This is a genomic window from Herminiimonas sp. CN (assembly GCF_000622895.1).
GTDB lineage: Bacteria > Pseudomonadota > Gammaproteobacteria > Burkholderiales > Burkholderiaceae_D > AVCC01.
Map to the genome: position 1 here is coordinate 1 of NZ_AVCC01000054.1, position 23,216 is coordinate 23,216.

Here is a 23,216-nt window from a genome sequence, read left to right on the forward strand (position 1 = left end):
CGCTTTTGCTCGTACGCCTGATCGTTCCGGCTTCCATTGCGTTAGCGGTTTATCTGATTTGCATGCACGTCATACTGTGCGCTTGACTCGGCCTACGTTTTCTCATCCCTGATCGTCGCCAATGCGACCCTCGCCTTGAGTGCCGCCGTTTGATTCCTTCTGGTGCGTTTCATCTTCTCTGCCCCTGCTGCCCGCATCGCGCTTTCTTCATTGCGCCGAATACCCACTTAGCCGTTTGTCTGAATTTCTGACGCCACCTGGCAAATCAATTTGCATAATATTGCATTATTTTTTATTTAAATTGGTTTGCATCCACTTAAATGCTAGTGTTTGAACTAATTATCGTCTACGATATGAATAATAATTCATGTTCTGGTTTTGCTTGATAAGGCGATACTGCTTGCAACCGCTGCAGTGACGTTTCATCCGCTTCTTGAATTGTTGAGAAATAAGCAATGATGGTAAAAGTGACTTACACAAAACATTGTGTTCGAGGTGCAGAAAGGCATTGCACGTCTGGTGATTTGGAGGGATAGCAAGAATTGGATTTTCAGGCCCCGTTTGGCCAGTCATACCCCCGTTGGTTTGCCAGCAGCGCCAGATGGCACATTCAATGGATCGAAAATTATAAAAGAAGGAGACTTTATGCCGCAGAGCACAAACAAAAGCAATGATCTTGAGCCGATTGAGAAAGCCAGCAAGGACGAGCTGCAAGCGTTGCAATTGCAACGGATGAAGTGGTCGTTGCAGCATGCGTACGATAATGTGCCGCATTATCGAGCTTCATTCGATGCCGCCGGCGTCCATCCGCGTGACCTGAATACGCTGGCGGACCTGGCCAAATTTCCGTTCACCAGCAAGAAGGAATTGCGTGAAAACTACCCGTTCGGCATGTTCGCAGTGCCGCGCGAACGGGTGGCGCGCATTCATGCATCAAGCGGTACTACCGGACAGCCGACTGTGGTCGGGTATACCAAAAACGATATCGATACCTGGGCTACGGTGGTGGCGCGCTCCATTCGTGCAGCTGGCGGCCGGGCCGGCGACCTGATTCATATCGCCTACGGCTACGGTTTGTTTACCGGCGGTCTCGGTGCCCATTACGGTGCCGAAAAGTTGGGTTGCACGGTAATTCCGATGTCAGGCGGGCAAACCGAAAAGCAGGTGCAGCTGATCAATGACTTCAAGCCATCGATCATCATGGTGACACCGTCGTATATGCTTAACATCATCGAAGAGTTTTCGCGCCAGGGGCTCAATGCTGCTGACAGTTCTTTGAAAATAGGTATTTTCGGCGCTGAACCTTGGACCAATGCGATGCGTGCGGAGATCGAAGTGCGCGCCGGGATTGATGCGGTCGACCTGTACGGACTGTCTGAAGTGATGGGGCCTGGGGTGGCGGCAGAGTGCATCGAAAGCAAGGATGGGCCGGTGATATGGGAGGACCATTTTTATCCGGAGATCATTGATCCCGACACTGGCGAAGTATTGCCGGACGGCGCCGAAGGCGAACTGGTGTTTACCTCACTGAGCAAGGAGGCGCTCCCTATCATCCGCTACCGCACGCGCGACCTTACCCGATTGCTGCCACCGACCTCGCGTTCGATGCGCCGCATCGGCAAGATCACCGGCCGCTCCGACGACATGCTGATCATTCGTGGCGTCAACGTGTTCCCATCGCAGATCGAGGAAGTGATCCTGAAGCAGCCGCAACTGGCGCCGCAGTACCAGTTGTTGGTCTCGCGCGAAAGCCATCTCGACAAGCTCGATGTGATCGTCGAATTGCGCCCGGAAGTGAGCGGCAAGTTGTCCGAACTGGAGATGGATGCGATCGGCGCTTCGTTGCAGCACCATATCAAGGCAACGATCGGCGTCACTACCAAGGTGCGAATTCTGGATTCCAACAGTATCGAGCGTTCTGCGGTCGGCAAGGCCAGGCGCGTGATCGACAAGCGTCCGAAAATTGCTCATGAGGTGGCGACCGGCGTACTGTGATGCCGTATCAGGCAGGCAGAAGCTGCTCCTAATCATTAACTGGAATAGATCATGAATGATGCTTTTATTTGCGATGCGATCCGTACGCCGTTCGGGCGTTATGGCGGGGCGCTAGCTTCTGTCCGAACTGACGACCTCGGCGCATTGCCGATCCGTGCGCTGATCGAGCGCCATCCCGGCGTCGACTGGGCGGCAATCGATGACGTCATTTATGGCTGTGCCAACCAAGCCGGCGAGGACAACCGCAACGTTGGTCGCATGGCGGCGCTGCTGGCCGGGCTGCCGGTCGAGGTGCCGGCAAGCACCATCAATCGGCTGTGCGGTTCCAGCCTCGACGCGATCGGCACCGGCGCGCGCGGCATCCGTTCCGGAGAGGTGGGCCTGATCATCGCCGGCGGCGTCGAGAGCATGACTCGGGCGCCGTTCGTGATGAGTAAGGCCGATGCGGCGTTCTCGCGCAGCGCCAAAATCGAGGACACTACCATCGGCTGGCGCTTTGTGAATCCGCTGATGAAACAGAAATACGGGATCGACTCGATGCCGGAAACTGCCGAGAACGTCGCCCAGGAATTCGATGTCAGCCGTGCCGATCAGGATGCACTGGCAGTGCGCAGCCAGCAGCGCTGGGCCAGTGCGCATGCGGCGGGTTATTTCGCCGATGAAATCATGCCAGTCGTATTGCCGCAAAAGAAGGGTGAGCCGAAACTGTTTGCGATCGACGAGCATCCGCGGCCGGAGACGACGCTGGAAATGCTGACGCGACTGAAAGGGGTAGTGCGGCCCGATGGCAGCGTCACTGCCGGCAATGCATCGGGTGTAAATGACGGTGCCTGCGCAGTGTTGCTGGCATCCGGTGCGATGGCCGGCAAATACGGCTTGCAGCCGCGCGCTCGTGTGCTGGGTATGGCTACCGCCGGATTGGCGCCGCGGATCATGGGATTCGGGCCGTCGCCGGCGACCAAAAAAGTACTGGCTCAGACTGGTCTGAAAATCAGCCAGATGGATGTGATTGAATTGAACGAAGCGTTCGCAGCGCAGGCGCTGGCGGTTACGCGCGACCTCGGTCTACCGGATGATGCGCAGCATGTCAATCCGAACGGTGGTGCCATTGCTATCGGCCATCCGTTGGGAGCATCCGGCGCGCGGTTGGTGACCACCGCGCTCCACCAGTTGGAACGTATGCAAGGCCGTTATGCGCTATGCACGATGTGCATCGGCGTCGGGCAGGGCATCGCGCTCATCATTGAGCGCATTTGAAACGGAAGTTCGAAAGCTGGAAGATGCAGAAATCTGCATCGAAAAGTAGTTGTGCCACTAGTACCAAAGAGTGCGTGGATTATTAATCGAGTTATGGAGAAGACAATGAAAAATATTTACTTGGTAAAGTTGCCGCAGTTGCCCTGTTCGGATTGAGCGTTGGTGCAGCGGTCCAGGCGGCTGAGCCGATCAAGATCGGTTCGGTACTGTCGGTAACCGGCCCGGCTGCGTTTCTTGGCGATCCGGAGCTGAAGACGCTGCAACTGTACATCGAGCGCATCAATGCGCAAGGTGGCGTGCTGGGGCGTAAGCTGGAACTGACCCATTATGACGATGGCAGCGATGCCAACAAAGCCAATAATTTCGCCAAGCGCCTCGTCGATGATGATAAGGTGGATATTCTGGTAGGCGGTACGACGACCGGTTCCACTATGGCGATGGTGCCGGTGGTGGACAAGGCGAATGTGCCGTTCATTTCTCTGGCTGGCGGTGTCGTGATCGTCGAGCCGGTCAAGAAATGGGTGTTCAAGACTCCGCACACCGATCGCATGGCGGCGGAAAAGGTGTTCGAGGACATGAAGAAGCGCGGCATAAGTAAAATCGCGCTGTTGGCCGAAACCAGCGGTTTCGGTCAGTCCGGGAAAAAGGAGTCTGCGAGCGTTGCCTCCAAGTACGGCATCACTCTGGTCGCTTATGAATCCTATGGTCCGAAAGATACCGACATGAGTCCGCAGCTGACCAAGATCAAAAACACAGCCGATGTTCAGGCATTGTTTGTTTTCGGTCTGGGGCAGGGGCCGGCCATCGTGACCAAAAACTGCAAGCAGCTCGGCATCAAGTTGCCGCAATACCAGTCGCATGGGGTCGCCTCAGAAGAATATATCAATCTGGCCGGCCCGGCTGCCGATGGCGTTCGTCTGCCCGCCTCTGCTCTGCTGGTGGCGGACAAATTGGCGGCCAGCGATGTGCAGAAACCGGTTGTGACGGCTTACGCTAATGCTTACAAGGATCGTTACAAGCAAGATGTGTCGGCCTTCGGCGGCCATGCCTATGACGGACTGATGATTGCGGTCAACGCGATCAAGCATGCCGGCAGCACCGACAAGGCCAAAGTGCGCGATGCCATTGAAGCGACCAAAGGCTACGTCGGAACTGGCGGCATGGTCAATATGTCGGCTACCGACCACATGGGCCTTGATCTCTCCGCATTCCGCATGCTGGAGGTCAAAAACGGCGTTTTCGTCCAGTAATTTAGAGGGCGACATTTGGCGGCCTGCTTCCGCAGGTTCGGCCTGATTTCCCAGCGCAGCAGTGCATGACTGCCGTTGCAGCGGCAGCGTGCGCACGCTGCCGCTGCAACCGGACGTCTGACTGAATGGATACGGTACCCGTACCGTCGTGACGACAGCTTGGGAATACTATGATTTCACAATTGATCCAGTTTATTTTTTCCGGCATTACCACCGGCTCAACCTATGCGCTGGCGGCGCTCGGATTCACTATTATTTATAACGCCAGCGGCGTGATCAACTTTGCGCAGGGCGAGTTCATCATGCTGGGCGGCATGTCGGCGGTGTTCCTGGTAGTTGGCGCCGGCATCCCGCTGCCGTTCGCGGTTATTCTGGCAGTCGGCATCACCGGGTTGGCCGGATTGCTGCTGGAGAAGTTCGCGATCGAGCCGGCCAAAAATGCCGAAGTGGTGGGGTTGCTCATCATCACGATCGGTGCTTCGCTAACAATCCGTGGCTTGGTTCAGGTCTGGCTCGGCAAAGGTAGCCATGCGCTGCCGGCGTTTTCCGGCGATACACCGATCGAATTTTTCGGTGCCAGTATCTTGCCGCAAAGCCTGTGGGTGATTGGCGTGATGCTGGTGATTGTTCTCGCGTTGGGCTGGTTTTTCGGCCGCACGCTGTTCGGCAAGGCGATGCTGGCCACTTCGCACAACAAGCTGGCGGCGCAACTGGTCGGCATTAACACCCGGCTGATCCTGCTGCTGTCGTTCGGCATGTCGGCGGTATTGGGTGCGGTCGGCGGCATCATCATCGCGCCGATCACGTATACCTCGTACGACGCCGGCATCATGCTCGGACTGAAAGGTTTCGTCGCGGCGGTGCTGGGCGGCTTGGGCGGTGGCGCCGGTGCGATTCTTGGCGGCCTGATTTTAGGTGTCGTCGAGGCAATGACGGCCGGCTACGTATCGTCCGCTTACAAGGATGCAGTGCCGTTCGTGCTGATCCTGCTAATCCTGTTTTTCAAACCCAGTGGCCTGTTCGGTTCCAGTGCCTCGGAGCGTGTATGAAAATTCTTTACTCCCGTTATGCTGGCCTGACGATCTTGGCCGCCTTGCTGGCGCTGCTGCCGCTGCTGACAGACAACGCGTTTTATCTTGATGTTGCGCTTCAGATCGCATGCAATGCGATGCTGGTGATCGGCATGAACCTGCTGCTCGGCTATACCGGCCAGATCAGCCTCGGGCATGCCGGTTTTTTCGGCATTGGGGCCTATGCATCGGCGATCCTGACCAGTCGTTTCAACTGGCCGCCGCTGCTGGCGTTGGCAGTCGGCGCGTTAGCGGTCGGCCTGCTGGCGTTGCTGGTGGCGCGGCCGATCCTGAAACTGAAGGGACACTACTTGGCGATGGCGACTCTCGGGCTCGGGATCATCATTTCAATCGTGATCACCAACGAGGACCAATATACCGGTGGCCCGGATGGGATGCCGGTGCCTCCATTTACCCTGTTCGGTGCGGCCATCGTAGGAGAATTGCAATGGTATGCATTGGCCGCCACGCTGCTGGTTTTGGTTACCTGGGGCGCGCTGAACTTGGTCGATTCGCCGGCCGGACGCGCATTGCAGGCGATCCACGGTTCCGAAATCGCGGCGCGTGTCGCCGGCGTCGATACTACCCGCTGCAAGGTGCGGGTGTTCGTTCTGTCAGCGGTGGTAGCCAGCATCGTCGGTAGCCTCAGCGCACATTACGTTGGCTTCGTGACGCCGGGTATGGCCGGTTTCTTCCATTCGATCGAGCTGGTGACAATGGTCGTGATGGGCGGCATGGCTTCGGTGTTCGGCTCCGTCATCGGTGCCGCTTTACTGACGCTACTGCCGCAATTGCTGTCTAGCTTCGAGGGCTGGGAAACCGTGATGTTCGGCCTGATCCTGATACTGACGATGATCTTTTTGCCGAAGGGCCTGGTGCCGACGATACGCCTGCGTTTCGGTTCGGAGGGCCACTGAACATGCTTACCATCAACAACCTGTCAAAGACCTTCGGTGGCGTCAAAGCGGTGCAGGATGTCAGCTTCAGTGTCAAGGCCGGAGCGATCCATTCGGTGATCGGACCCAACGGCGCCGGCAAGACCACGCTGTTCAACCTGATCACCGGCGTCTATACGCCATCCAGCGGCGAAATCATTTTTTGTGGTGAGAACGTTGCCGGCAAATCACCTGATGCGCTGGCGCGGCGCGGCATGAGCCGCACGTTTCAGAACCTGCAAATCTGCATGAACATGAGCGCGATAGAGAACGTAATGGTCGGTGCCCATCTGCGCCTGGACCAGAGCCTGTTCGGCGCGATGCTGCGGCTGCCTAAGCTACGCAAAGCAGATCTTGCCTGCCGCGAAGAGGCGGCGGCGCTGATGGAGTTTGTCGGGGTCGGTAAATACGTGAAGTCGCACGCCGGAAAAATGTCATATGGCGCGCTGAAGCGGCTGGAAATCGCGCGGGCACTGGCTGCCAAGCCGAAAATCCTGCTGCTCGACGAACCGGCTGCCGGGCTGAACCATACCGAGACTGCTGAGATCGATGCGCTGATCGCGAAGGTGGCGCAATCCGGCGTGACCGTGGTGCTGGTCGAGCATGACATGAAGCTGGTGATGAATCTGTCGGATCATATTCTGGTACTTGACTACGGCAAGAAGCTGGCCGAAGGCACCGCCGCCGAAGTCCGGGCCAACCCTGATGTGATTGCCGCCTATCTGGGCGCACCGGCTTGAGGAGGCTATCAAATGGAAAATATGACAATCAAACGTAGCGGGCGGGACGGACTATGGCGGCCAGACAGTCCGGGGCCGGGCGGAATCGGCAGCGAAGCGCTAGCGGAGCCGTTTGTCGCACCTCCTTGCATCCTCGACATCCGTGGACTGACTAGCCACTATGGCCGGATCCAGGCGCTGCACGGTATCGATCTTCAGGTCGGTCAAGGACAACTGGTGGCGCTGGTCGGCGCCAACGGCGCCGGCAAGACCACCTTGCTGCGTGCCATTTCAGGAGTACAACCGGTCAGCGGCGGCCAGATTTGTTTTCGCGGCGCCGATATCTCCCGAATGAGCCCGGACAAGCGGGTACGCAGCGGCATCTGCCAGGTGCCGGAAGGGCGGCAAGTGTTTGGCCCAATGTCGATTGAGGACAACCTGAGGCTCGGTGCATTTACCCGCCCGCGCAACGGCGTAGCCGAAGATATTGAAAAGATGTACACGCTGTTTCCGGTCCTGAAGGAAAAGCGTCTGTTGGCGGCCGGCACCTTGTCCGGCGGTCAGCAGCAGATGCTGGCTATGGCACGCGCGCTGATGGGGCGGCCGACACTGCTGCTGCTTGATGAACCGAGCATGGGACTGTCGCCGCTACTGGTTGCGGAAATCTTCCGGATTGTCGAGAGCCTGAAGCAGCAGGGCATCACGATTTTCCTGGTTGAACAGAATGCGCATGCGGCACTGTCGATTGCCGATGTTGGCTACGTAATTGAAACAGGCACCATTTTGCTGTCCGGTAAAGGTCCGGATCTACTCGATAACGAGCAGGTCAGGAGCGCGTATCTGGGCATGTGAAGTAGATGGTGGTGCGCCTGATCAGTGAACTTTCCCGAGCTGGATGTTGAAAAACGCGGCTGGTTCAGCATGGCTTTAATCTCGGCATCTCTGGCTGCTGCTCACGACAAACCGCGTATTTCGCGCAGCGCGACGGTAAGCATCGCGGCGTCCAGGCTGCCTGTCAGCTGCAGCTCGGCCAGCAGCTTGCGGTAGCGTTCCAGTGCATTGGGATACTTGTCGGCCCACGCGGGCAGGATGGCCTGTGCGTGTTGTTCGGCGGGACTCAGCGCGAGTGCGGCGGCGGTCAGGCTGCGGTGCGCGCCGCTCAGGTCGTCCAGCAGGGCGGCGCGCGCCAGTGCCTGCCATTGGCTGTCGGCCGGCAGCAGGCCGATCTGATTGTGCAGCCAGTTCAGGCTGAGATCGCCGCCGAGGCCGAAATAGACGGCGGCGACCAGTTCGGCCGGCCGCTTGACGGCTGCGGCGACTTCGGTGATGTCGAGCGCGCAGTACAGCGCGTCGCATTTGGCGATGCGCAGCGCCAGCTCGAACGGCACGCCAGCGGCGCTGAAGCTAGCGCTGCTGCCTTCCAGCTGACTGCGGTCGGGGCCGGTCAGCAGCGTGCCCAGGTGTTCGGCCAGCGTCGCCACGCCGGGCGCAAAGCGCGCAATCGCCGCCGCCATGTCAGCCATGTCGTGCTGCTGGCGGTGATGCAGGAACCATAGCGTGCCGCGCTCGACTAGGCGCCCGGCCTCGAAGACCAGCGCGATCTGGGTCGCGTAGCCGATGCTGCTGCCGAGGCCGCCGATCGCTTCCCACAGGCTGACCAGTCCGAACACTTCTCGTGCCAGCAGGTAGGCGCGCACGATTTCAGCCGGGCTGGCGCCGGTTTCTTCCTGCATCCGGTGCACGAACACGCTGCCGACCCGGTTGACCATGCTGTTGGTGACATGGGTGGCGATGATTTCGCGCTTCAGCGGGTGCTGCTGCATGGCGGCGCGGTAGCGTTCGCGCAGCGGCAGCGGGAAGTAGCGCTCCAGCGCGGTGGCGACATACGGGTCGTCCGGCAAGACGGACGCGACCAGTTCCTCGCACAGCACGATCTTGCTGTAGGCCAGCAGCACCGCCAGCTCCGGCGCGGTCAGGCCCGCACCTGGTCCACTTGCTGCCAGCTTGCGCGCACGCAGCTCCTGCTCGCTCGGCAGGAATTCCAGTGTGCGATTCAGTTTGCCGGCCTGTTCCAGCGCCCTGATGTAGCGCGCCTGCGCATCCAGCAGCGCGCCCCCGTGGGCGCGTGCAATGGACAGGCTCTGGGTCTGGAACTGGTTGTCGCGCAGCACCAGTTGCGCGATTTCCTCGGTCATCTCAGCCAGCAGTGCACTGCGCTGCCTGGCGGTCAGTTCGCCGTCGGCCACCACCGCATTGAGCAGGATCTTGATGTTGACTTCGTGGTCGGAGCAGTCGACGCCGCCCGAGTTGTCGATCGCATCGGTGTAGATGCGCCCGCCGGCCAGCGCATATTCGATCCGGCCGAGCTGGGTGAAGCCGAGGTTGCCGCCTTCGCCCACCGCCTTGCAGCGCAGTTCGCAGCCGTCCACCCGCACCGCGTCGTTGGCGCGGTCGCCGACCTGCTGCTGGCTCTGCTGGCTGGATTTGACGTAGGTGCCGATGCCGCCGTTGTACAGCAGGTCGACCGGGGCTTTCAGGATCGCGCGGATCAGGTCGGTCGGCGCCAGCGACTCGGCCTCGATCGCCAGCACCCGGCGCGCTTCGGGCGACAGCGGCACCGACTTGGCGCTACGCGGGAACACGCCGCCGCCGGCCGAGATCAGCGCCGGGTCGTAGTCGGCCCAGGAAGAGCGCTCCAGCGCGAACAGGCGCTGGCGCTCGGCGAAGCTGGCTTCGGTCTGCGGTTCCGGGTCGAGGAAGATGTGGCGGTGGTCGAATGCCGCCACCAGCTTGATGTGGTGCGACAGCAGCATGCCGTTGCCGAACACGTCGCCCGACATGTCGCCGATGCCGGCCACCGTGAAATCTTGATTGCGGATGTCGTGCCCCAGTTCGCGGAAATGGCGCTGTACCGATTCCCATGCGCCGCGGGCGGTGATCGCCATCTTCTTGTGGTCGTAGCCGACCGAGCCGCCCGATGCGAACGCATCGTCGAGCCAGAAGCCGTACTCGTGCGCGATACCGTTGGCGATATCGGAAAAAGTCGCGGTGCCCTTGTCGGCCGCCACCACCAGATACGGGTCGTCGGCGTCGTGCCGCACTACATTCGGCGGCGGCACCAGCTTGCCGGCTACCAGGTTGTCGGTCAGGTCCAGCATCCCGCGCAGGAAGGTCTGGTAGCAGGCCACGCCTTCCTTCTGCAGCGCATCACGGTCGCCGGCCACGAGTGGCGGGCGCTTGAGCACGAAGCCGCCTTTCGAGCCGACCGGCACGATTACCGCGTTCTTCACCATCTGCGCCTTGACCAGCCCCAGCACTTCGGTACGGAAATCTTCCATGCGGTCCGACCAGCGCAGCCCGCCGCGCGCGACCTTGCCGCCGCGCAGGTGTACGCCCTCGACCCGCGGCGAATAGACGAAGATCTCGAACATCGGCTTCGGCTCCGGCAGGCCGGGCACCAGTTGCGGATTGAACTTGAATGACAGGTAGGGCTTCGGTGCGCCGGCAGCGTCAGTCTGGAAGTAATTCGTGCGGGTGGTGGCCAGTATCAGCGCCAGGTACTGGCGCAGGATGCGGTCCTCGTCCAGGTTCGCGACCTGCTCCAGCGCGCTCTCGATCGCAGCTGCAGGCGACGGCGCGGGGTGCTGCGGCTCGTGTGCCTGGGCCGGATCGAAGCGCGCCAGGAACAATTCCAGCAGCTGGCGCGCGATCTGTGGATGGCGGGTCAGGGTCTGGCAGATGTAGGCCTGGCTGAAGGTGAAGCCGGTCTGCTGCATGTATTTGCTGTAAGCGCGCAGGATCACCACTTCGCGCCAGCTGAAGCGTGCGCTCAGCACCAGCCGGTTGAAATCGTCGTTCTCGGCGGCGCCGCGCCAGACTTGGGCGAAGCTGTCCTCGAAGATGGTCTTGACCTGATCGAGCCCCAGTTCCGGGCCGGCCTCAACGCTCATCGAGAAATCGTGGACCCAGACCGGTTTCGATTCCAGCGGCGCGATCCGGTACGGATGTTCGTCCTGTATTCGCACCCCCATGTGCTCCAGCATCGGCAGGCTGTCCGACAGCGGCACCGGCCCGCCGGCGTGAAACAGCTTGAAATGCAGCTGTCCAGGCTGCGCTTCGAGCCGCCGGTACAGCGACAGGCCCAGGTTCGGAGCTGAATCTTGCTGCGCCAGTTGCTCGATCATCTCGATGTCGTGCACCGCCAGCCGGGCCGAATAATCTTCCCGGTAGCCGGCCGGGAACGCGCCGGCGTAGCGGCGGTAGAGCCGGGTGCCGCGCTCCTCGCCGCAGCGTTCCAGCAGCGCCGCATGCACCTCGTCCTGCCAGCGCCGTCCGGCTTGCGCCAGCCGTGCTTCGAGCGCGGCCGCGTCGAATTCGGGAATGCCGCTGCCGGTCTTGGTGCGCACGGTGAAATGGATGCGCGCCAGCGGCGACTCCGACAGCTGCACATTGAACTCCGCGCTGACGCCGTTGAACGCCTCCAGCAGAATCTGCTGCATGCGCTGGCGCAATTCGGTGTTATAGGTCTCGCGCGGTACGAATATCAGGCAGGACAGGAAGCGGCCGTAGGGGTCGCGCCGCACGAACAGCCGGGTGCGCTGGCGCTCGTTGAGGCGCACGATGCCCATCGCGTGCTGCAGCAGGTCGTCCTCGCCGATCTGGAACAGCTCGTCGCGCGGATAGGTTTCCAGCACCATGCCCAGGTCCTTGGCGGCATGGCTGCCGGGCAGAAAGCCGGCGTTGCGGATCACGTGTTCTATCTTGCGCCGCAGCAGCGGGATCTCGGCCGGGTCGGCGCTGTAGGCATTGTGGGTATACAGACCGAGAAAACGGTACTCGCCGTCGACCTGGCCCTGGGCGTCGAAGCGCTTGATGCCGATGTAGTCGAGATAGCCGGGGCGGTGCACGGTCGAGCGCGAATTCGCCTTGGTCAGCATCAGCAGTTGCGGCACCCGCGCCAGCCGGCGCGAATCCGGCGGCAGCACCGCGAAGCTGGCCGAGCGTTCGTGCCCGCTCTGGCGCAGGATGCCCAGGCCCGAATCCGGCACGATGCGCAGCACGTCTTCGCCGCTTTCCGTCACCAGGTCGTAGCCGCGGTAGCCGAGGAAGGTGAAATGGCCTTGCCCGGCCCAGTCGAGGAAAGCCTTGATCTCGACCGCTTCCGCGCGGTCGGTCGGCGCCGCATCGATGCCGGCGCTGACCTTGTTTAAGCACGCCAGCATCCGTGGCCAGTCCTCCACCGCCTTGCGCACGTCCTGCAGCACGCGTTCGATGCCGGCCCGCAACTGCTCGAGCTGCTGCGTGTCGCTCTGGCGGTCGACCTCCATGTGAATTACCGATTGCAGCGTGCCGTCGGCAGCGTCGGCGTCCAGCAATGCGAGGAATTCGCCGTCGGCGTTGCGCCGGATGCATAGCACAGGATGGATCAGCAGATGCAGCGTGAGACCCTGGCGGTTGACTTCCATCGTCACCGAATCGACCAGGAACGGCATGTCGTCGTTGACGATTTCGACTACCGTATGGCCGCACTGCCAGCCGTGTTCTTCCAGGCGCGGATTGGTCACGCGCAGCTTGGCCGCGCCAAGGCTGAAACGGCGCAGAAAATTCCAGTGCGACAGCGCGGCCCCGTACAGATCCTGCACATTGCGCTCGCGCAAGTCGTCGGGATCGACCTGCGCATAATATTCCTGCACAAACCGCACCATCGCCGCCGTATCCTGGTCCGCGCAACGCTCTTCAATCAGTGCGCCGATCTTGCCGATCAGCTCCGCCTTGGTTTCTTCGCTATTGGTCGACATGCGCTTCACCCTATTCGCAGACGGTTGCCCGGAACCGGTCCGGCTGGTTTCAGCTTAGACGACGCAACGCAGGAATGAAAGCCGAGGTGCAGCAGAATGCCAAGGTTGCGGGAATGACGCAATCGGGCTGTGGTCAGCTTTGGATTGGGGTGGCCGCGTCCGGGCAGTGCGGGCGTAAGCGTGTGCAACAACTGGCGCGGCAGCGCTTGCCATCTCCCTATCCTTCTGCAATGAATTGAACTGGAGTATGTATATAAATCATGCGTTTACAGCATATTTATATTGCGGTAATTAAAAATACGGTGGTCAGTATATTTTATTGCGAAATCTGCCCGGGCTTGCCAAAACGGCCCGCCAGCGCGCTTCAGAGCGGCGTGACCTGCTGCACCAGAATCCACGGATTCACCACCACCGACCATACGGTCGCCTCCATTTCCAGCCATTCTGCGGCTTGGTCGTCCGACATCCGGCCGAGCTGGCGCGTTTGCAGCCACTGTTCGACTGCGGCCTTGTCGTCCTGGCTGATGCGCATTGCCACATCGATCAGGTCCAAGCTGTCGCTGACGTAGATCACCGCGCCGGTGGCGAAGTAGGTCTGCAGTTCGCTCCAGGCGATGCGGCCGGTTTCCCGGACCAGTTTGTCGTGCAGGGCGATGTTGTCTTGATTTTCCATGATGGGCGATGTGCGGGCGGGTGGCGTCGGAGGGGTTGCAGTATACCGGCGCGGTCGCGGCTCTTGCAATGCGCGGCTGCGGCTGGACTACAATTGCCTATCCTGACCTTATGCCTGCATCCCAATGACTTCGATTCCCCTGGCCGAACGGCTCCGCCCCCAAACGCTGGACGACGTGATCGGCCAGCAGCACCTGCTCGGCCCCGGTAAGCCGCTGCGGGTCGCGTTCGAATCGGGCGAGCCGCATTCGATGATCCTGTGGGGGCCGCCGGGCGTCGGCAAGACCACGCTGGCGCGCCTGATGGCCGACAGTTTCAATGCGGAATTCATCGCGCTGTCGGCGGTGCTGTCGGGCGTCAAGGACATCCGCGAGGCGGTCGAGCGGGCGCAGGTGATCCGCGCCAATTCCGGCCGGCGCACCATCCTGTTCGTCGACGAGGTGCACCGCTTCAACAAGAGCCAGCAGGATGCGTTCCTGCCGCATGTCGAGAGCGGGCTGTTCACCTTCATCGGCGCCACCACCGAAAACCCGTCGTTCGAGGTCAACGGCGCGCTGCTGTCGCGCGCCGCGACTTACGTGCTGAAGTCGCTGAGCGACGACGACCTCGGCGCGCTGCTTGATCGGGCCTGCGCGGTCGAACTGGACGGCCTGCAATTTAGCGCGGAAGCCAAGGCGACGCTGATCGCCAGCGCCGACGGCGACGGCCGCAAGCTGCTGAATAATCTGGAAATCGTCGCGCGGGCCGCGCACGCCAAGGGCTTGCATGAGGTCGATGCGGCGTTGCTGGCCGAATGCCTGGGCGATACGCTGCGCCGTTTCGACAAGGGCGGCGATGCGTTTTACGATCAGATTTCCGCGCTGCATAAATCGGTGCGCGGCTCCAATCCGGATGCGGCGCTGTACTGGCTGTGCCGGATGCTCGACGGCGGCGTCGATGCGCGCTACCTGTCGCGCCGCATCGTGCGCATGGCGTGGGAAGACATCGGGCTGGCCGACCCGCGCGCGATACAAATCGCCAACGATGCGGCCACCACTTACGAGCGGCTGGGTTCGCCGGAAGGCGACCTGGCGCTGGCGCAGGCGGTGATCTACCTGTCGGTCGCGGCCAAGAGCAATGCCGGCTACATGGCTTACAACCAGGTCCGTGCCTTCGTCAAGCAGGACAAGTCGCGCCCGGTGCCCGAGCATCTGCGCAACGCCCCGACCCGGCTGATGAAGGAACTCGGCTACGGCAAGCTGTACCGCTACGCGCACGACGAACCGGAGGCCTACGCCGCCGGTGAGACCTACCTGCCCGAAGGCATCGGCAACCAGCGCTGGTACAGCCCGACCCCGCGCGGCCTGGAAGGCAAGATCGGCGAGAAACTGGCGCACTTGCGCGAACTGGATAAAAAGGCGAAAAATTAGCGCGCAAGGCGTGAAGGGCGTAGATACTGTGCAGGAACAATAAGCAGCTTGCTACAATGGCGGCTTCGTCACCAGAATCCGGCAATTCCCATGATCGACATCCAACTGCTCCGTAAAGACATCGATAGCGCCGCCGCCCGCCTGGCTGCGCGCAAGTTCCAGCTCGATGTCGCCACCTTCAACGCGCTCGAAGCCGAACGCAAAGTGATCCAGACCCGCACCGAAGACCTGCAAGCCAGGCGCAATGCGCTGTCCAAGCAGATCGGCATGATGAAAGGCAAGGGCCAGGACACCGCCGAAGTGATGGCGGAAGTAGCCGGTCTGGGCGACGCACTGAAGAACAATGAAGGCGCGCTCGTCACGGTGCAGGCACGCATCGGCGAATTCATGCTGGCGATTCCGAACCTGCCGCACGCATCGGTGCCGGTCGGTGCGGATGAAGCCGGCAACGTCGAACTGCGCAAGGTCGGCACGCCGCGCAGCTTCGATTTCGAGGTGAAGGACCACGTCGATGTCGGCGCCGTGCTGGGCCTGGATTTCGAAGTCGCGACCAAGCTGACCGGATCGCGTTTCTCGGTGATGAAGGGCGGCATCGCCCGTTTGCACCGCGCACTGGCGCAGTTCATGTTAAATACCCATACCGAGCAACACGGCTACACCGAGTGCTATACGCCGTACATGGTGAATGCCGACAGCCTGCGCGGCACCGGCCAGCTGCCGAAGTTCGAGGCGGATCTGTTTTCCGTCAAAAAGGGCGGCGCGGAGGGCGAGGGCGAGGCTTTTTACCTGATCCCGACCGCCGAAGTGCCGCTGACCAACCTGGTGCGCGACGAAATCGTGGCGCTGGACGCGCTGCCAATCAAAATGACCGCGCATTCGCCGTGCTTCCGCTCGGAAGCCGGCAGCTACGGCCGCGACACGCGCGGCATGATCCGCCAGCATCAGTTCGACAAGGTCGAGATGGTGCAGATCGTCCATCCGGAGCAATCGTACGCGGCGCTGGAACAGATGGTCGGCCACGCCGAAGCGATCCTGCAACAGCTCGGCCTGCCGTACCGGGTGGTCAGCCTGTGCACCGGCGACATGGGCTTCGGTGCGACCAAGACCTACGACCTGGAAGTCTGGCTGCCGGCGCAGAACACCTACCGCGAGATTTCGTCGGTGTCGAATTGCGAAGCGTTCCAGGCGCGCCGCATGCAGGCGCGCTTCCGCAATGCGCAGGGCAAGCCGGAACTGGTGCACACCCTGAACGGCTCCGGCCTGGCGGTCGGCCGCACGCTAGTTGCGTTATTGGAGAACTACCAGCAAGCCGACGGCAGCGTCGAGATTCCAGCCGTGCTGCAACCCTACATGGGTGGGTTGACGCGGCTGGTTCCGTAATTTTTGCTGCGATCTCCCGCCGGCGGGAGAAGAGTTGGGGGGGGGCGACGAATGATCAGGCTGCTTCCAGCACCAGATACAACCTCTGGCCGACGCGTGCGGCCAGTTTGATCAGCATGTCGAGCCTGAACTTGTCGCATTTGCCGCGCACCAGATCCGACACGCGCGACTGGCTGATGCCCAGATGGGCCGATGCCTGCTGCTGGGTCCAGCCGTGTTCGGCGATGACGCAGCGCAGTTTCGCCATCAGATCGGCGCGCATGTCCAGCACGGCCGCTTCTTCGGGGGGGATGCCGGGGGCGGCAAGGGCAGCAACTCGGGGCGAGCTGAGCAACTCTTTCATGGCTTCTCCTGTTTCTCCTTGCATGGCTGCGGGCGACTGACAGTCGTCCGGCCTGCGCTGACGAGCCGGCAGTTTGCATGGAAATTCGGATCCTGTACTTGTCTTATCTCAAGTTTCCGGAGGCGTTTTTGCGGGAAATGCGAAACAGCGGCGGCTGCAAATGTTTCAGCCGATTGCGATTTCCTCATGCAGTTCAACTGATTGAAAATTGCATGCATTCAAGGTAGCCTGAAGTTCGGTACATTCCTGGCGGAATCCAGGTTCACAATTCATGGAAGGAAGATATGCCAGTTATCGTCATTGCCAATCCCAAAGGCGGGGTCGGGAAAAGCACCTTTGCCACTAACCTGGCCGGATATTACGCCGCGCAGGGTAAAAACGTCATGCTGGGCGATATCGATGTGCAGCAATCGTCGCGCGCCTGGCTCGGGCTGCGCCCGGCAAACCTGGCGCCGATTGGCGCCTGGGAATTGAAGGACGGCCATGTGGTCAAGCCGCCCAAGGGCACCACCCATATCGTGCTCGATACGCCGGCCGGGCTGGACGGCAAGCGCCTCACCGCAGTGCTGAAGATCGCCGACAAGGTGATCGTGCCGCTGCAGCCTTCGATGTTCGACATTCTGGCGACCCAGCACTTCCTGCAGCTGCTGGCCAAGCGCAAGGGCAAGTTCGAGGTCGGCGTGCTCGGCATGCGCGTCAATGCCCGCAGCCATTCGGCCGAGCAACTTGCCGCCTATGTCGGCCATCTGGATTTGCCGGTGATCGGGATGTTGCGCGATACGCAGAATTACGTGCAACTGGCTGCCCACGGCGCCACTTTGTGGGATCTGCAGCCGGCGCGGGTGAGCAAGGACCTGGCGCAGTGGCGCGAGGTGCTGGCCTGGATCAACAAGTAGGATGCACGCCGGCAGCGCTCGTGATTAATCGGCGCTGCCTTGCTGCAGGGCGGCAATCCGGCGCTCGCGTTCGTTCTGAATGATCTGCGTTGCCACGAGATCGGAAATGCCCATCGTTTGCAGCACGAAGGTGGAGAGTTGCAGGCCGGACTCCAGTGTTTCAGGGATGACGATGGTGGCGCCGGCTTGCTTGAGCATGCGCGCGTGGCTTTCATCGCGCGAGCGGGCAAAAACCGGCAGCTGCGGATATTCGCGCCGGATGCCCTTGACCGCATGCAGCGCCGAGGCCGGATGATCCATCGTCAGCACAATCGCGGCGGCCTGATCGGCATGCACTTTACGCAACAGTTCGGCGCGGGCGGCGTCGCCGAAATACACCGGCACACCCTGCGGGTGCAGTGCGGCTACCAGTTGCGCATTGTTTTCCAGTGCGATGAAACGGATGCCCTGCGCCTCCAGGATTTGCCCCAGCAACTGGCCGACGCGACCGAAGCCGGCAATGATCACCAGCCCGGCGGTCGGCTCCGGCAGCTTGCCGTTCAGGCTGCCGACCGGCTGCCGGTGATGCGCTTCCCACCAATCGCCGAACCAGCGCCCGGCCTTGGCCGCCAGCGGCGTGGCGAACAGGCTCAGACCCACCACCAGCATGACGAACTGGCCCAGCGCCGGTGCGATCAGCCCGGTCGTCATGGCGTAGCCGACCACGATGAAGGCAAATTCGCCGCCTTGACCGAGCAGCAGGCCGCCCTCCAGCGCGCGGCCCCAATGGAAGCCGCCGATACGCAGTATTCCGGCCAGCACCAGCGCCTTGATGGCAAACAGGCCCAGCAGCGACAGCGGCAGCCAGAGCGGCGCCTGGGCGATTTCGCGCAGGTCGATGCCGAGCCCGACCGACATGAAAAAAAGCCCCATCAGTAAGCCCTTGAACGGCTCGATCGTAACTTCAACCTCGTGTTTGAACTCGGTCTCGGCCAGCAGCAGTCCGGCCAGAAATGCGCCCAGGGCCATCGATAATCCGGCCACCGCAGTCAGGCCGGCGATGCCCAGCGTACTGAGCAGGGTCAGCGCCATGAACACGTCGGGCCGGCCCTGTTTTGCGAACGCGCTGAACAAGGGCCGGATCACGCGCCGGCCGAGCAGGTAAATCAGCACGATCACCCCGACCGATTTCAGCAGCGTCAGACCGGCCAGCGTCAGCAGGCCATCGGTCTGGCCCTTGGCCAGGATGCCGACCAGGATCAGCAGCGGCACCACGAACAGATCCTGCATCATCAGGATGGAAAACACCGATTGCCCCAGCGGCGAGCCCAGCGTGCGCTGCTCGGTCATCAACTGCATCGCCACTGCGGTCGACGACAGCGCCAGCACCAGTCCCAGCACCACCGCAGCCTCAAGCCCGTTGCCGAACAGATAGACTACGCCGCCCAGCAACAGCGCGCTGATGCAAACCTGCGCGGTGCCGGCGCCAAACACCCAGCGCCGCAAGGCCCACAGGCGCGCCGCCGACAGCTCGAGCCCGATCATGAACATCAGGAACAGCACTCCCAGTTCGGCCAGCGCCGCCACGCCTTCCCGGCGCGGAAAGGTGAAATACGCCAGCCACGGAACTTCAGCGGCCCAAAGCCCGAGGCCGAACGGGCCGACCAGTGCGCCGACCGCCAGAAAGCCCAGAATTTGATTGACGCGCCAGCGTTGCAGCAACGGAATCAGGATCCCGGACAGCGTCAGAAACAGCAGTGTTTCGCGTAAAAAAGGTAAAGCGTGTTGTTCTTCCATGGACTCTTGCTGGAGATGGTTGGGGCGGACAAGCCATTCTATGTTGCAGCACGGCCACCCTAATAGTACCAAATCAATCGTTCAGAAAAGCATTCGAATCCGCTATTTCCACAAAATTTATAGGGGTATATGAATTAACATGTTGCTTTCCATTGGTTTTTATTGCGGCGTTTATATATACATATATATGTATATTAATAATGAAAAAATTCTCCAAGCCGCCATCCTGGTGAATATTTTTTTGAAATTGACATAGGTCAAATTAATACTGCGATGCAGCATGATATTACTAATACACCTACAATTTTTAAGGATATGAACATGAAAAAAGTTTCTTTGGTTGCAGCCTTGTTGGTTCTCGGCACAGTCGCAGGTCCGGTTCTGGCGCAGCAAAGCCCTTGGCAAGTGCGCGCGCGCGCAGTGCAGATGGATACTGAAAATAATTTCGATACGACTGGTGCGCTTCCAGCAGACAGCGTTCGTGTCAGCAACAAGACCATCCCTGAAGTCGATATCTCTTATTTCTTCACGCCGAACTGGGCGGCGGAACTGATCCTGACTTACCCGCAAAAACACGATGTAACCCTGTCCGGGACCAAGATTGGTACTTTCAAACATTTGCCGCCGACACTGTTGCTGCAATACCACTTCATGCCGGAAGCGCAGTTCAGCCCTTACGTCGGCGCCGGTGTTAATTACACCCGTCTGTCAAGCGTTGATTTGCCTGCTGGTTTATCGCTGGAAAGAGACAGCTTCGGCTTTGCGCTCCAGGCAGGCGTCGACTATAAGCTGGACAAAAACTGGTCGCTCAATCTGGATGTGAAAAAAGTCCAGATTCGTAGGGATCTGGACTCCAATGGCACTAAACTTGGCACCGTGAAAGTCGATCCATGGCTGGTCGGCGTCGGCGTCGGTTACCGCTTCTAAATCGGTTCCGGGGTCGCCTCATGCGATGCCGACGGCCGGCGCATTGCCGGCCTTTGCATTAACCCCGGCGCGTCTGCGCCGGGCTCTGCATCAAATTCAAATAATCTGATCGAAATTGCCAGCCAGCAGCGGGATGCCGGCTAGTTCCGTTGTGGCGGCGCTTGCGGCGCGGCGGCGGTTGCGCTTTCGGCCGTCTCTGCGGCGGTGCCGGAATCGGCGTCAAGATAGCTCTCCACCAGCATGAAAAAGCGTTGATAGAATGTGCCGGCGGGGATCGTCAGGCTGGCGACCTTGACCAGCGAATCGTCGCTGGAGGTGAACGGCAGCGAAATCGAGCCGAGTCCGCCGACGCCCAGGCTGGCCGAGTTATTGCTCTTCTTTAACGCGTAGCGGTCTTCCAGCGCGCTGACAAAGGCGCTCGACCCCTTGCCGCTGGGGTCGGCCACGCAAACCACGCGAAACATGATCTGGACGTGGTTGTCGCTGTCCGGCTGGAAGCTCTTGCGCCCCTCCACCTGATCGGATTTGGCCTGGTTGATCAGATAGCCCTGGCTGAGCAGCGCGCGGCGCGCCGCTTCGCACGTGGCGTCGACCGACACCGCAAAGCTGCGCGAATAGGTCGAGGTCGAGTCGAATTCCTCGTGCTGATACACCACCGATCTGGGCGGCGTCGAGCAGGCCGACAAGGCGCCGGCGAGCAGGACCGCAAGCAGTGCCGGCCATCGGCGAAACGACTGGTGCATGCGCAGTTCTCCCTAAAAAAATACGGCATCGCCGCTTCCGGCGGCTAATTCACACCCGGATAGACATATTGATACCTTGCGATATCAGCGCTCATGGATGCAGAGTCGAATCATACCGTAGCGTGGGCACGCTATCGATGGCAGTTTAATACGCACCCATATAGTCTTTTTTACCTATTTCGACGCCGTTGTGACGCAAAATCGCATAAGCGGTGGTGACGTGGAAGAAGAATTGCGGCAGCCCGTAATGGAGCAGATACGCCTGGCCGGATAATTTTTTCTCCTTCGGGGTGCCGGGGCGCAGCACGATTTCACGCGCTTCGCTGCCGTCGCATTGCGCCGCGTTCAGACCATCCAGAAAAGCCAGCGTGTTGCCGATCATCGTCTGCAGATCGGCAAAAGTCTTTTCGCCCTCCCCATAGGCCGGCACTGCAACGCCGGCCAGACGGGCCGACACCCCGCGCGCGAAATCGGCTGCGACCTGCACCTGGCGCAGCAGCGGGAACATGTCGGGAAACAGGCGCGCCTGCAGCAGGGCCTCCGGCGCGATGTTCCTGGCGGCTGCGTGCGCTTCGGCCTTGGCCAGCACGTGATCCAGGCTGGCCAGCATTTGCTTGAAAACGGGGATCGATGCGGAATACATGGAAATGCTCATGGCGTTACCTCAGGTGAATGTGGCGTGATTGGGTTTGTCCGGCCGGCGCGCATGCGCACCTCCGGTGTTCGACGCGCAGGGCGATTATTTCGTTCCTGTAACAAAGCGCGCGCATGATCCGGAGATCGAATTATTTGCCGACCGCAAAGCGCTGCCGCAAATAGCCGATGATCGCGCTCGATTCATACAGCCATTGCGCATTGCCATGTTCATTGACGATCTTCAGGCACGGCACTTTCCTGCTGCCGCCTTGCGCCAACAGCATCTGGCTATTTTTTGCCGAATTCTGGGCATCGCGCAATTCGACGTTCAAGGAAAGACGGCGCATTTCCTGGCGGACCTTGATGCAAAACGGGCAGGTGCTGAACTGGTACAGGGCCAGCTGCTTGCAGGCGGCATCGACGCCGGCCTGCTCGGCGGCGGGGCGCAGCACGCCTTGCGGCCGGGTCAGGCGCTCTTTCAGCAGCATGAAAGGGCCCAGAATCAGGCGCAGCAGTCTAAAAAAAGTTTTCATCGGTTCTTTCGGTGGGATGCGGTCAGCCTCAAGCAGGCAAGGCAGGCATTGTAAGCGACCCGGGCGAAATTCGCCGCCGGCACCGGATGCGGACGCAGCGCAAAGAAGGATGGTTTGGGAGCGCAAGCCGGCCTGAGCGGCACCGCCGGCGCATTACCATGCTATTGAAAACATGGAGTATGATAAAAAATAGCCACCTACCGCATGGGTTATGGTGGCTTTCAAAAATACAGCACCAGGTATGAATCCAGGGCGGAATCTAAGGCCCGGTGCAATGGCGCATTGCGCCGGATGTTCTGCCGATCAGGAGCCTTGGCAGCCGCAACCGCCGCCACCGCCGCCGCAGCCGCCGGTTTGCGGTGCAGCTTGTGCGGCGGTATCGGCCGCCGCCGCTTGTTTCGGGTGGATGCTGAAATCAATCACGAATGCATCCGGGCCGCGCTGCACATATTCATGCTGCACTTGGCCATCGTAGCGCTGCGCAATCTGGCTCAGCAAAGGCAGGGGATCATGGTCGTTGATGAAGCGCATCACATCGCCCCGATCCAGCGATTCCAGCGCGCCGAAAATGGCCGCATGGCGCAAGCGCTTGGAAACGCCGCGCACGTCGAATTGAAAGACTTCAGGGGTCGCTTGAATAGACATGATTAATTCCAGAAAAAGTGATGCGCCATCCTATTTATTGAGCCGGGCGATTGCATTGATGCGGGTCAAGTTTTTGCGAGGTGCCAGCCGTAGGGCGTCAATAGTGCAGCGCATTGCGCCGCCTGTGGCTGCGAACCATGCGGCGCAATACGCTGCGCTATTGACGCCCTACGTCCGATTGTGTGCGGCTTACGGCCTTAAGTTACTGAAAATCGGACAATACTTTGTACTT

Annotated in this window: 19 protein-coding genes and 1 pseudogene; 12 read left to right on the forward strand and 8 right to left on the reverse strand. The window is 60.6% G+C overall.

The features are described 5' to 3' along the window. The first annotated feature begins 645 nt into the window (after nucleotides 1-645). The 7 genes from paaK (at nucleotide 646) to HMCN_RS0111865 (ending at nucleotide 8,078) form a co-directional block, all read left to right on the forward strand. Nucleotides 646-1,995, forward strand: coding sequence for a phenylacetate--CoA ligase PaaK (paaK, locus tag HMCN_RS0111835; RefSeq protein WP_025917595.1), 1,350 nt, complete (start codon nucleotides 646-648; stop codon nucleotides 1,993-1,995). Between the two features lie 51 nt (nucleotides 1,996-2,046). Beyond that, nucleotides 2,047-3,252 carry a 3-oxoadipyl-CoA thiolase gene (pcaF, locus tag HMCN_RS0111840; protein WP_025917596.1) on the forward strand — a complete coding sequence of 402 codons (1,206 nt, stop codon included), beginning with the start codon at nucleotides 2,047-2,049 and terminating at the stop codon, nucleotides 3,250-3,252. Nucleotides 3,253-3,404: 152 nt separating this feature from the next. Continuing rightward, nucleotides 3,405-4,502, forward strand: coding sequence for an ABC transporter substrate-binding protein (locus HMCN_RS0111845; RefSeq protein WP_025917597.1), 1,098 nt, complete (start codon nucleotides 3,405-3,407; stop codon nucleotides 4,500-4,502). Nucleotides 4,503-4,675: 173 nt separating this feature from the next. After that, on the forward strand, nucleotides 4,676-5,551 hold the full coding sequence (locus HMCN_RS0111850) for a branched-chain amino acid ABC transporter permease (RefSeq protein ID WP_202962667.1): 876 nt from the start codon (nucleotides 4,676-4,678) through the stop codon (nucleotides 5,549-5,551). Then, a complete protein-coding gene (locus HMCN_RS0111855) occupies nucleotides 5,548-6,489 on the forward strand; it encodes a branched-chain amino acid ABC transporter permease (protein WP_035626866.1) in 942 nt (313 codons plus the stop codon). The genes HMCN_RS0111850 and HMCN_RS0111855 overlap by 4 nt, the downstream gene beginning before the upstream one ends. A gap of 2 nt (nucleotides 6,490-6,491) precedes the next feature. After that, nucleotides 6,492-7,247 carry an ABC transporter ATP-binding protein gene (locus HMCN_RS0111860; protein ID WP_035626869.1) on the forward strand — a complete coding sequence of 252 codons (756 nt, stop codon included), beginning with the start codon at nucleotides 6,492-6,494 and terminating at the stop codon, nucleotides 7,245-7,247. Between the two features lie 129 nt (nucleotides 7,248-7,376). Beyond that, on the forward strand, nucleotides 7,377-8,078 hold the full coding sequence (locus tag HMCN_RS0111865) for an ABC transporter ATP-binding protein (protein ID WP_025917601.1): 702 nt from the start codon (nucleotides 7,377-7,379) through the stop codon (nucleotides 8,076-8,078). A gap of 101 nt (nucleotides 8,079-8,179) precedes the next feature. On the opposite strand, the gene HMCN_RS0111870 is transcribed toward HMCN_RS0111865, so the two are convergent. After that, nucleotides 8,180-13,024 (reverse strand): NAD-glutamate dehydrogenase, encoded by a 4,845-nt coding sequence (locus HMCN_RS0111870; protein WP_025917602.1) that lies wholly within the window; start codon nucleotides 13,022-13,024, stop codon nucleotides 8,180-8,182. Between the two features lie 364 nt (nucleotides 13,025-13,388). Further along, nucleotides 13,389-13,697 carry a DUF2288 domain-containing protein gene (locus HMCN_RS0111875; protein ID WP_025917603.1) on the reverse strand — a complete coding sequence of 103 codons (309 nt, stop codon included), beginning with the start codon at nucleotides 13,695-13,697 and terminating at the stop codon, nucleotides 13,389-13,391. A 124-nt stretch (nucleotides 13,698-13,821) separates the two neighbouring features. On the opposite strand from HMCN_RS0111875, the gene HMCN_RS17680 reads away from it, so the two are divergent. Further along, nucleotides 13,822-15,105, forward strand: a complete 1,284-nt coding sequence (locus tag HMCN_RS17680; RefSeq protein WP_193366417.1) for a replication-associated recombination protein A — start codon at nucleotides 13,822-13,824, stop codon at nucleotides 15,103-15,105. A gap of 90 nt (nucleotides 15,106-15,195) precedes the next feature. After that, nucleotides 15,196-16,485 carry a serine--tRNA ligase gene (gene serS, locus HMCN_RS0111885; RefSeq protein WP_025917612.1) on the forward strand — a complete coding sequence of 430 codons (1,290 nt, stop codon included), beginning with the start codon at nucleotides 15,196-15,198 and terminating at the stop codon, nucleotides 16,483-16,485. A gap of 55 nt (nucleotides 16,486-16,540) precedes the next feature. Here the strand turns inward: serS and HMCN_RS0111890 are convergent, their stop codons facing one another. Beyond that, nucleotides 16,541-16,828, reverse strand: coding sequence for a helix-turn-helix domain-containing protein (locus tag HMCN_RS0111890; protein WP_025917604.1), 288 nt, complete (start codon nucleotides 16,826-16,828; stop codon nucleotides 16,541-16,543). Nucleotides 16,829-17,112: 284 nt separating this feature from the next. Here HMCN_RS0111890 and HMCN_RS0111895 point away from each other — a divergent pair, with 284 nt between their 5' ends. Then, the gene (locus HMCN_RS0111895; RefSeq protein WP_025917605.1) at nucleotides 17,113-17,724 is read left to right on the forward strand and encodes a ParA family protein; all 612 of its coding nucleotides are present in this window, start codon (nucleotides 17,113-17,115) and stop codon (nucleotides 17,722-17,724) included. A gap of 24 nt (nucleotides 17,725-17,748) precedes the next feature. Here the strand turns inward: HMCN_RS0111895 and HMCN_RS0111900 are convergent, their stop codons facing one another. Then, complete coding sequence (locus HMCN_RS0111900; protein WP_025917606.1) at nucleotides 17,749-19,500, reverse strand: cation:proton antiporter; 1,752 nt, start codon at nucleotides 19,498-19,500, stop codon at nucleotides 17,749-17,751. Nucleotides 19,501-19,821: 321 nt separating this feature from the next. Between HMCN_RS0111900 and HMCN_RS0111910 the strand changes: the two genes are divergently transcribed. Continuing rightward, nucleotides 19,822-20,427, forward strand: a complete 606-nt coding sequence (locus HMCN_RS0111910; RefSeq protein ID WP_025917607.1) for an OmpW family protein — start codon at nucleotides 19,822-19,824, stop codon at nucleotides 20,425-20,427. A gap of 140 nt (nucleotides 20,428-20,567) precedes the next feature. Here the strand turns inward: HMCN_RS0111910 and HMCN_RS0111915 are convergent, their stop codons facing one another. The 4 genes and pseudogenes from HMCN_RS0111915 to HMCN_RS0111930 form a co-directional block, all read right to left on the reverse strand. Continuing rightward, nucleotides 20,568-21,170: a DUF2242 domain-containing protein gene (locus HMCN_RS0111915; RefSeq protein ID WP_025917608.1), complete on the reverse strand. Its 603-nt coding sequence runs from the start codon at nucleotides 21,168-21,170 to the stop codon at nucleotides 20,568-20,570. Nucleotides 21,171-21,315: 145 nt separating this feature from the next. Continuing rightward, the gene (locus HMCN_RS0111920) at nucleotides 21,316-21,825 is read right to left on the reverse strand and encodes a DUF1993 family protein (RefSeq protein ID WP_025917609.1); all 510 of its coding nucleotides are present in this window, start codon (nucleotides 21,823-21,825) and stop codon (nucleotides 21,316-21,318) included. A 130-nt stretch (nucleotides 21,826-21,955) separates the two neighbouring features. Continuing rightward, a complete protein-coding gene (locus HMCN_RS0111925; protein WP_025917610.1) occupies nucleotides 21,956-22,339 on the reverse strand; it encodes a glutathione S-transferase N-terminal domain-containing protein in 384 nt (127 codons plus the stop codon). A gap of 405 nt (nucleotides 22,340-22,744) precedes the next feature. Beyond that, a pseudogene (locus tag HMCN_RS0111930) lies at nucleotides 22,745-22,984 on the reverse strand (DUF2249 domain-containing protein); the annotation flags it as partial. Between HMCN_RS0111930 and HMCN_RS19850 the strand changes: the two are divergent. Then, a partial coding sequence (locus HMCN_RS19850) for a hypothetical protein (RefSeq protein WP_238552133.1) occupies nucleotides 22,983-23,216 on the forward strand: 234 nt, incomplete at its 3' end. The pseudogene HMCN_RS0111930 and the gene HMCN_RS19850 overlap by 2 nt on opposite strands.

Coding starts and splice junctions, on each gene's coding strand:
- paaK (WP_025917595.1), top strand. CDS start 646: ATGCCGCAGAGCACAAACAAAAGCAATGATCTTGAGCCGATTGAGAAA.
- pcaF (WP_025917596.1), top strand. CDS start 2,047: ATGAATGATGCTTTTATTTGCGATGCGATCCGTACGCCGTTCGGGCGT.
- HMCN_RS0111855 (WP_035626866.1), top strand. CDS start 5,548: ATGAAAATTCTTTACTCCCGTTATGCTGGCCTGACGATCTTGGCCGCC.
- HMCN_RS0111860 (WP_035626869.1), top strand. CDS start 6,492: ATGCTTACCATCAACAACCTGTCAAAGACCTTCGGTGGCGTCAAAGCG.
- HMCN_RS0111870 (WP_025917602.1), bottom strand. CDS start 13,024: ATGTCGACCAATAGCGAAGAAACCAAGGCGGAGCTGATCGGCAAGATC.
- HMCN_RS0111875 (WP_025917603.1), bottom strand. CDS start 13,697: ATGGAAAATCAAGACAACATCGCCCTGCACGACAAACTGGTCCGGGAA.
- HMCN_RS17680 (WP_193366417.1), top strand. CDS start 13,822: ATGACTTCGATTCCCCTGGCCGAACGGCTCCGCCCCCAAACGCTGGAC.
- serS (WP_025917612.1), top strand. CDS start 15,196: ATGATCGACATCCAACTGCTCCGTAAAGACATCGATAGCGCCGCCGCC.
- HMCN_RS0111890 (WP_025917604.1), bottom strand. CDS start 16,828: ATGAAAGAGTTGCTCAGCTCGCCCCGAGTTGCTGCCCTTGCCGCCCCC.
- HMCN_RS0111895 (WP_025917605.1), top strand. CDS start 17,113: ATGCCAGTTATCGTCATTGCCAATCCCAAAGGCGGGGTCGGGAAAAGC.
- HMCN_RS0111900 (WP_025917606.1), bottom strand. CDS start 19,500: ATGGAAGAACAACACGCTTTACCTTTTTTACGCGAAACACTGCTGTTT.
- HMCN_RS0111910 (WP_025917607.1), top strand. CDS start 19,822: ATGAAAAAAGTTTCTTTGGTTGCAGCCTTGTTGGTTCTCGGCACAGTC.
- HMCN_RS0111915 (WP_025917608.1), bottom strand. CDS start 21,170: ATGCACCAGTCGTTTCGCCGATGGCCGGCACTGCTTGCGGTCCTGCTC.
- HMCN_RS0111920 (WP_025917609.1), bottom strand. CDS start 21,825: ATGAGCATTTCCATGTATTCCGCATCGATCCCCGTTTTCAAGCAAATG.
- HMCN_RS0111925 (WP_025917610.1), bottom strand. CDS start 22,339: ATGAAAACTTTTTTTAGACTGCTGCGCCTGATTCTGGGCCCTTTCATG.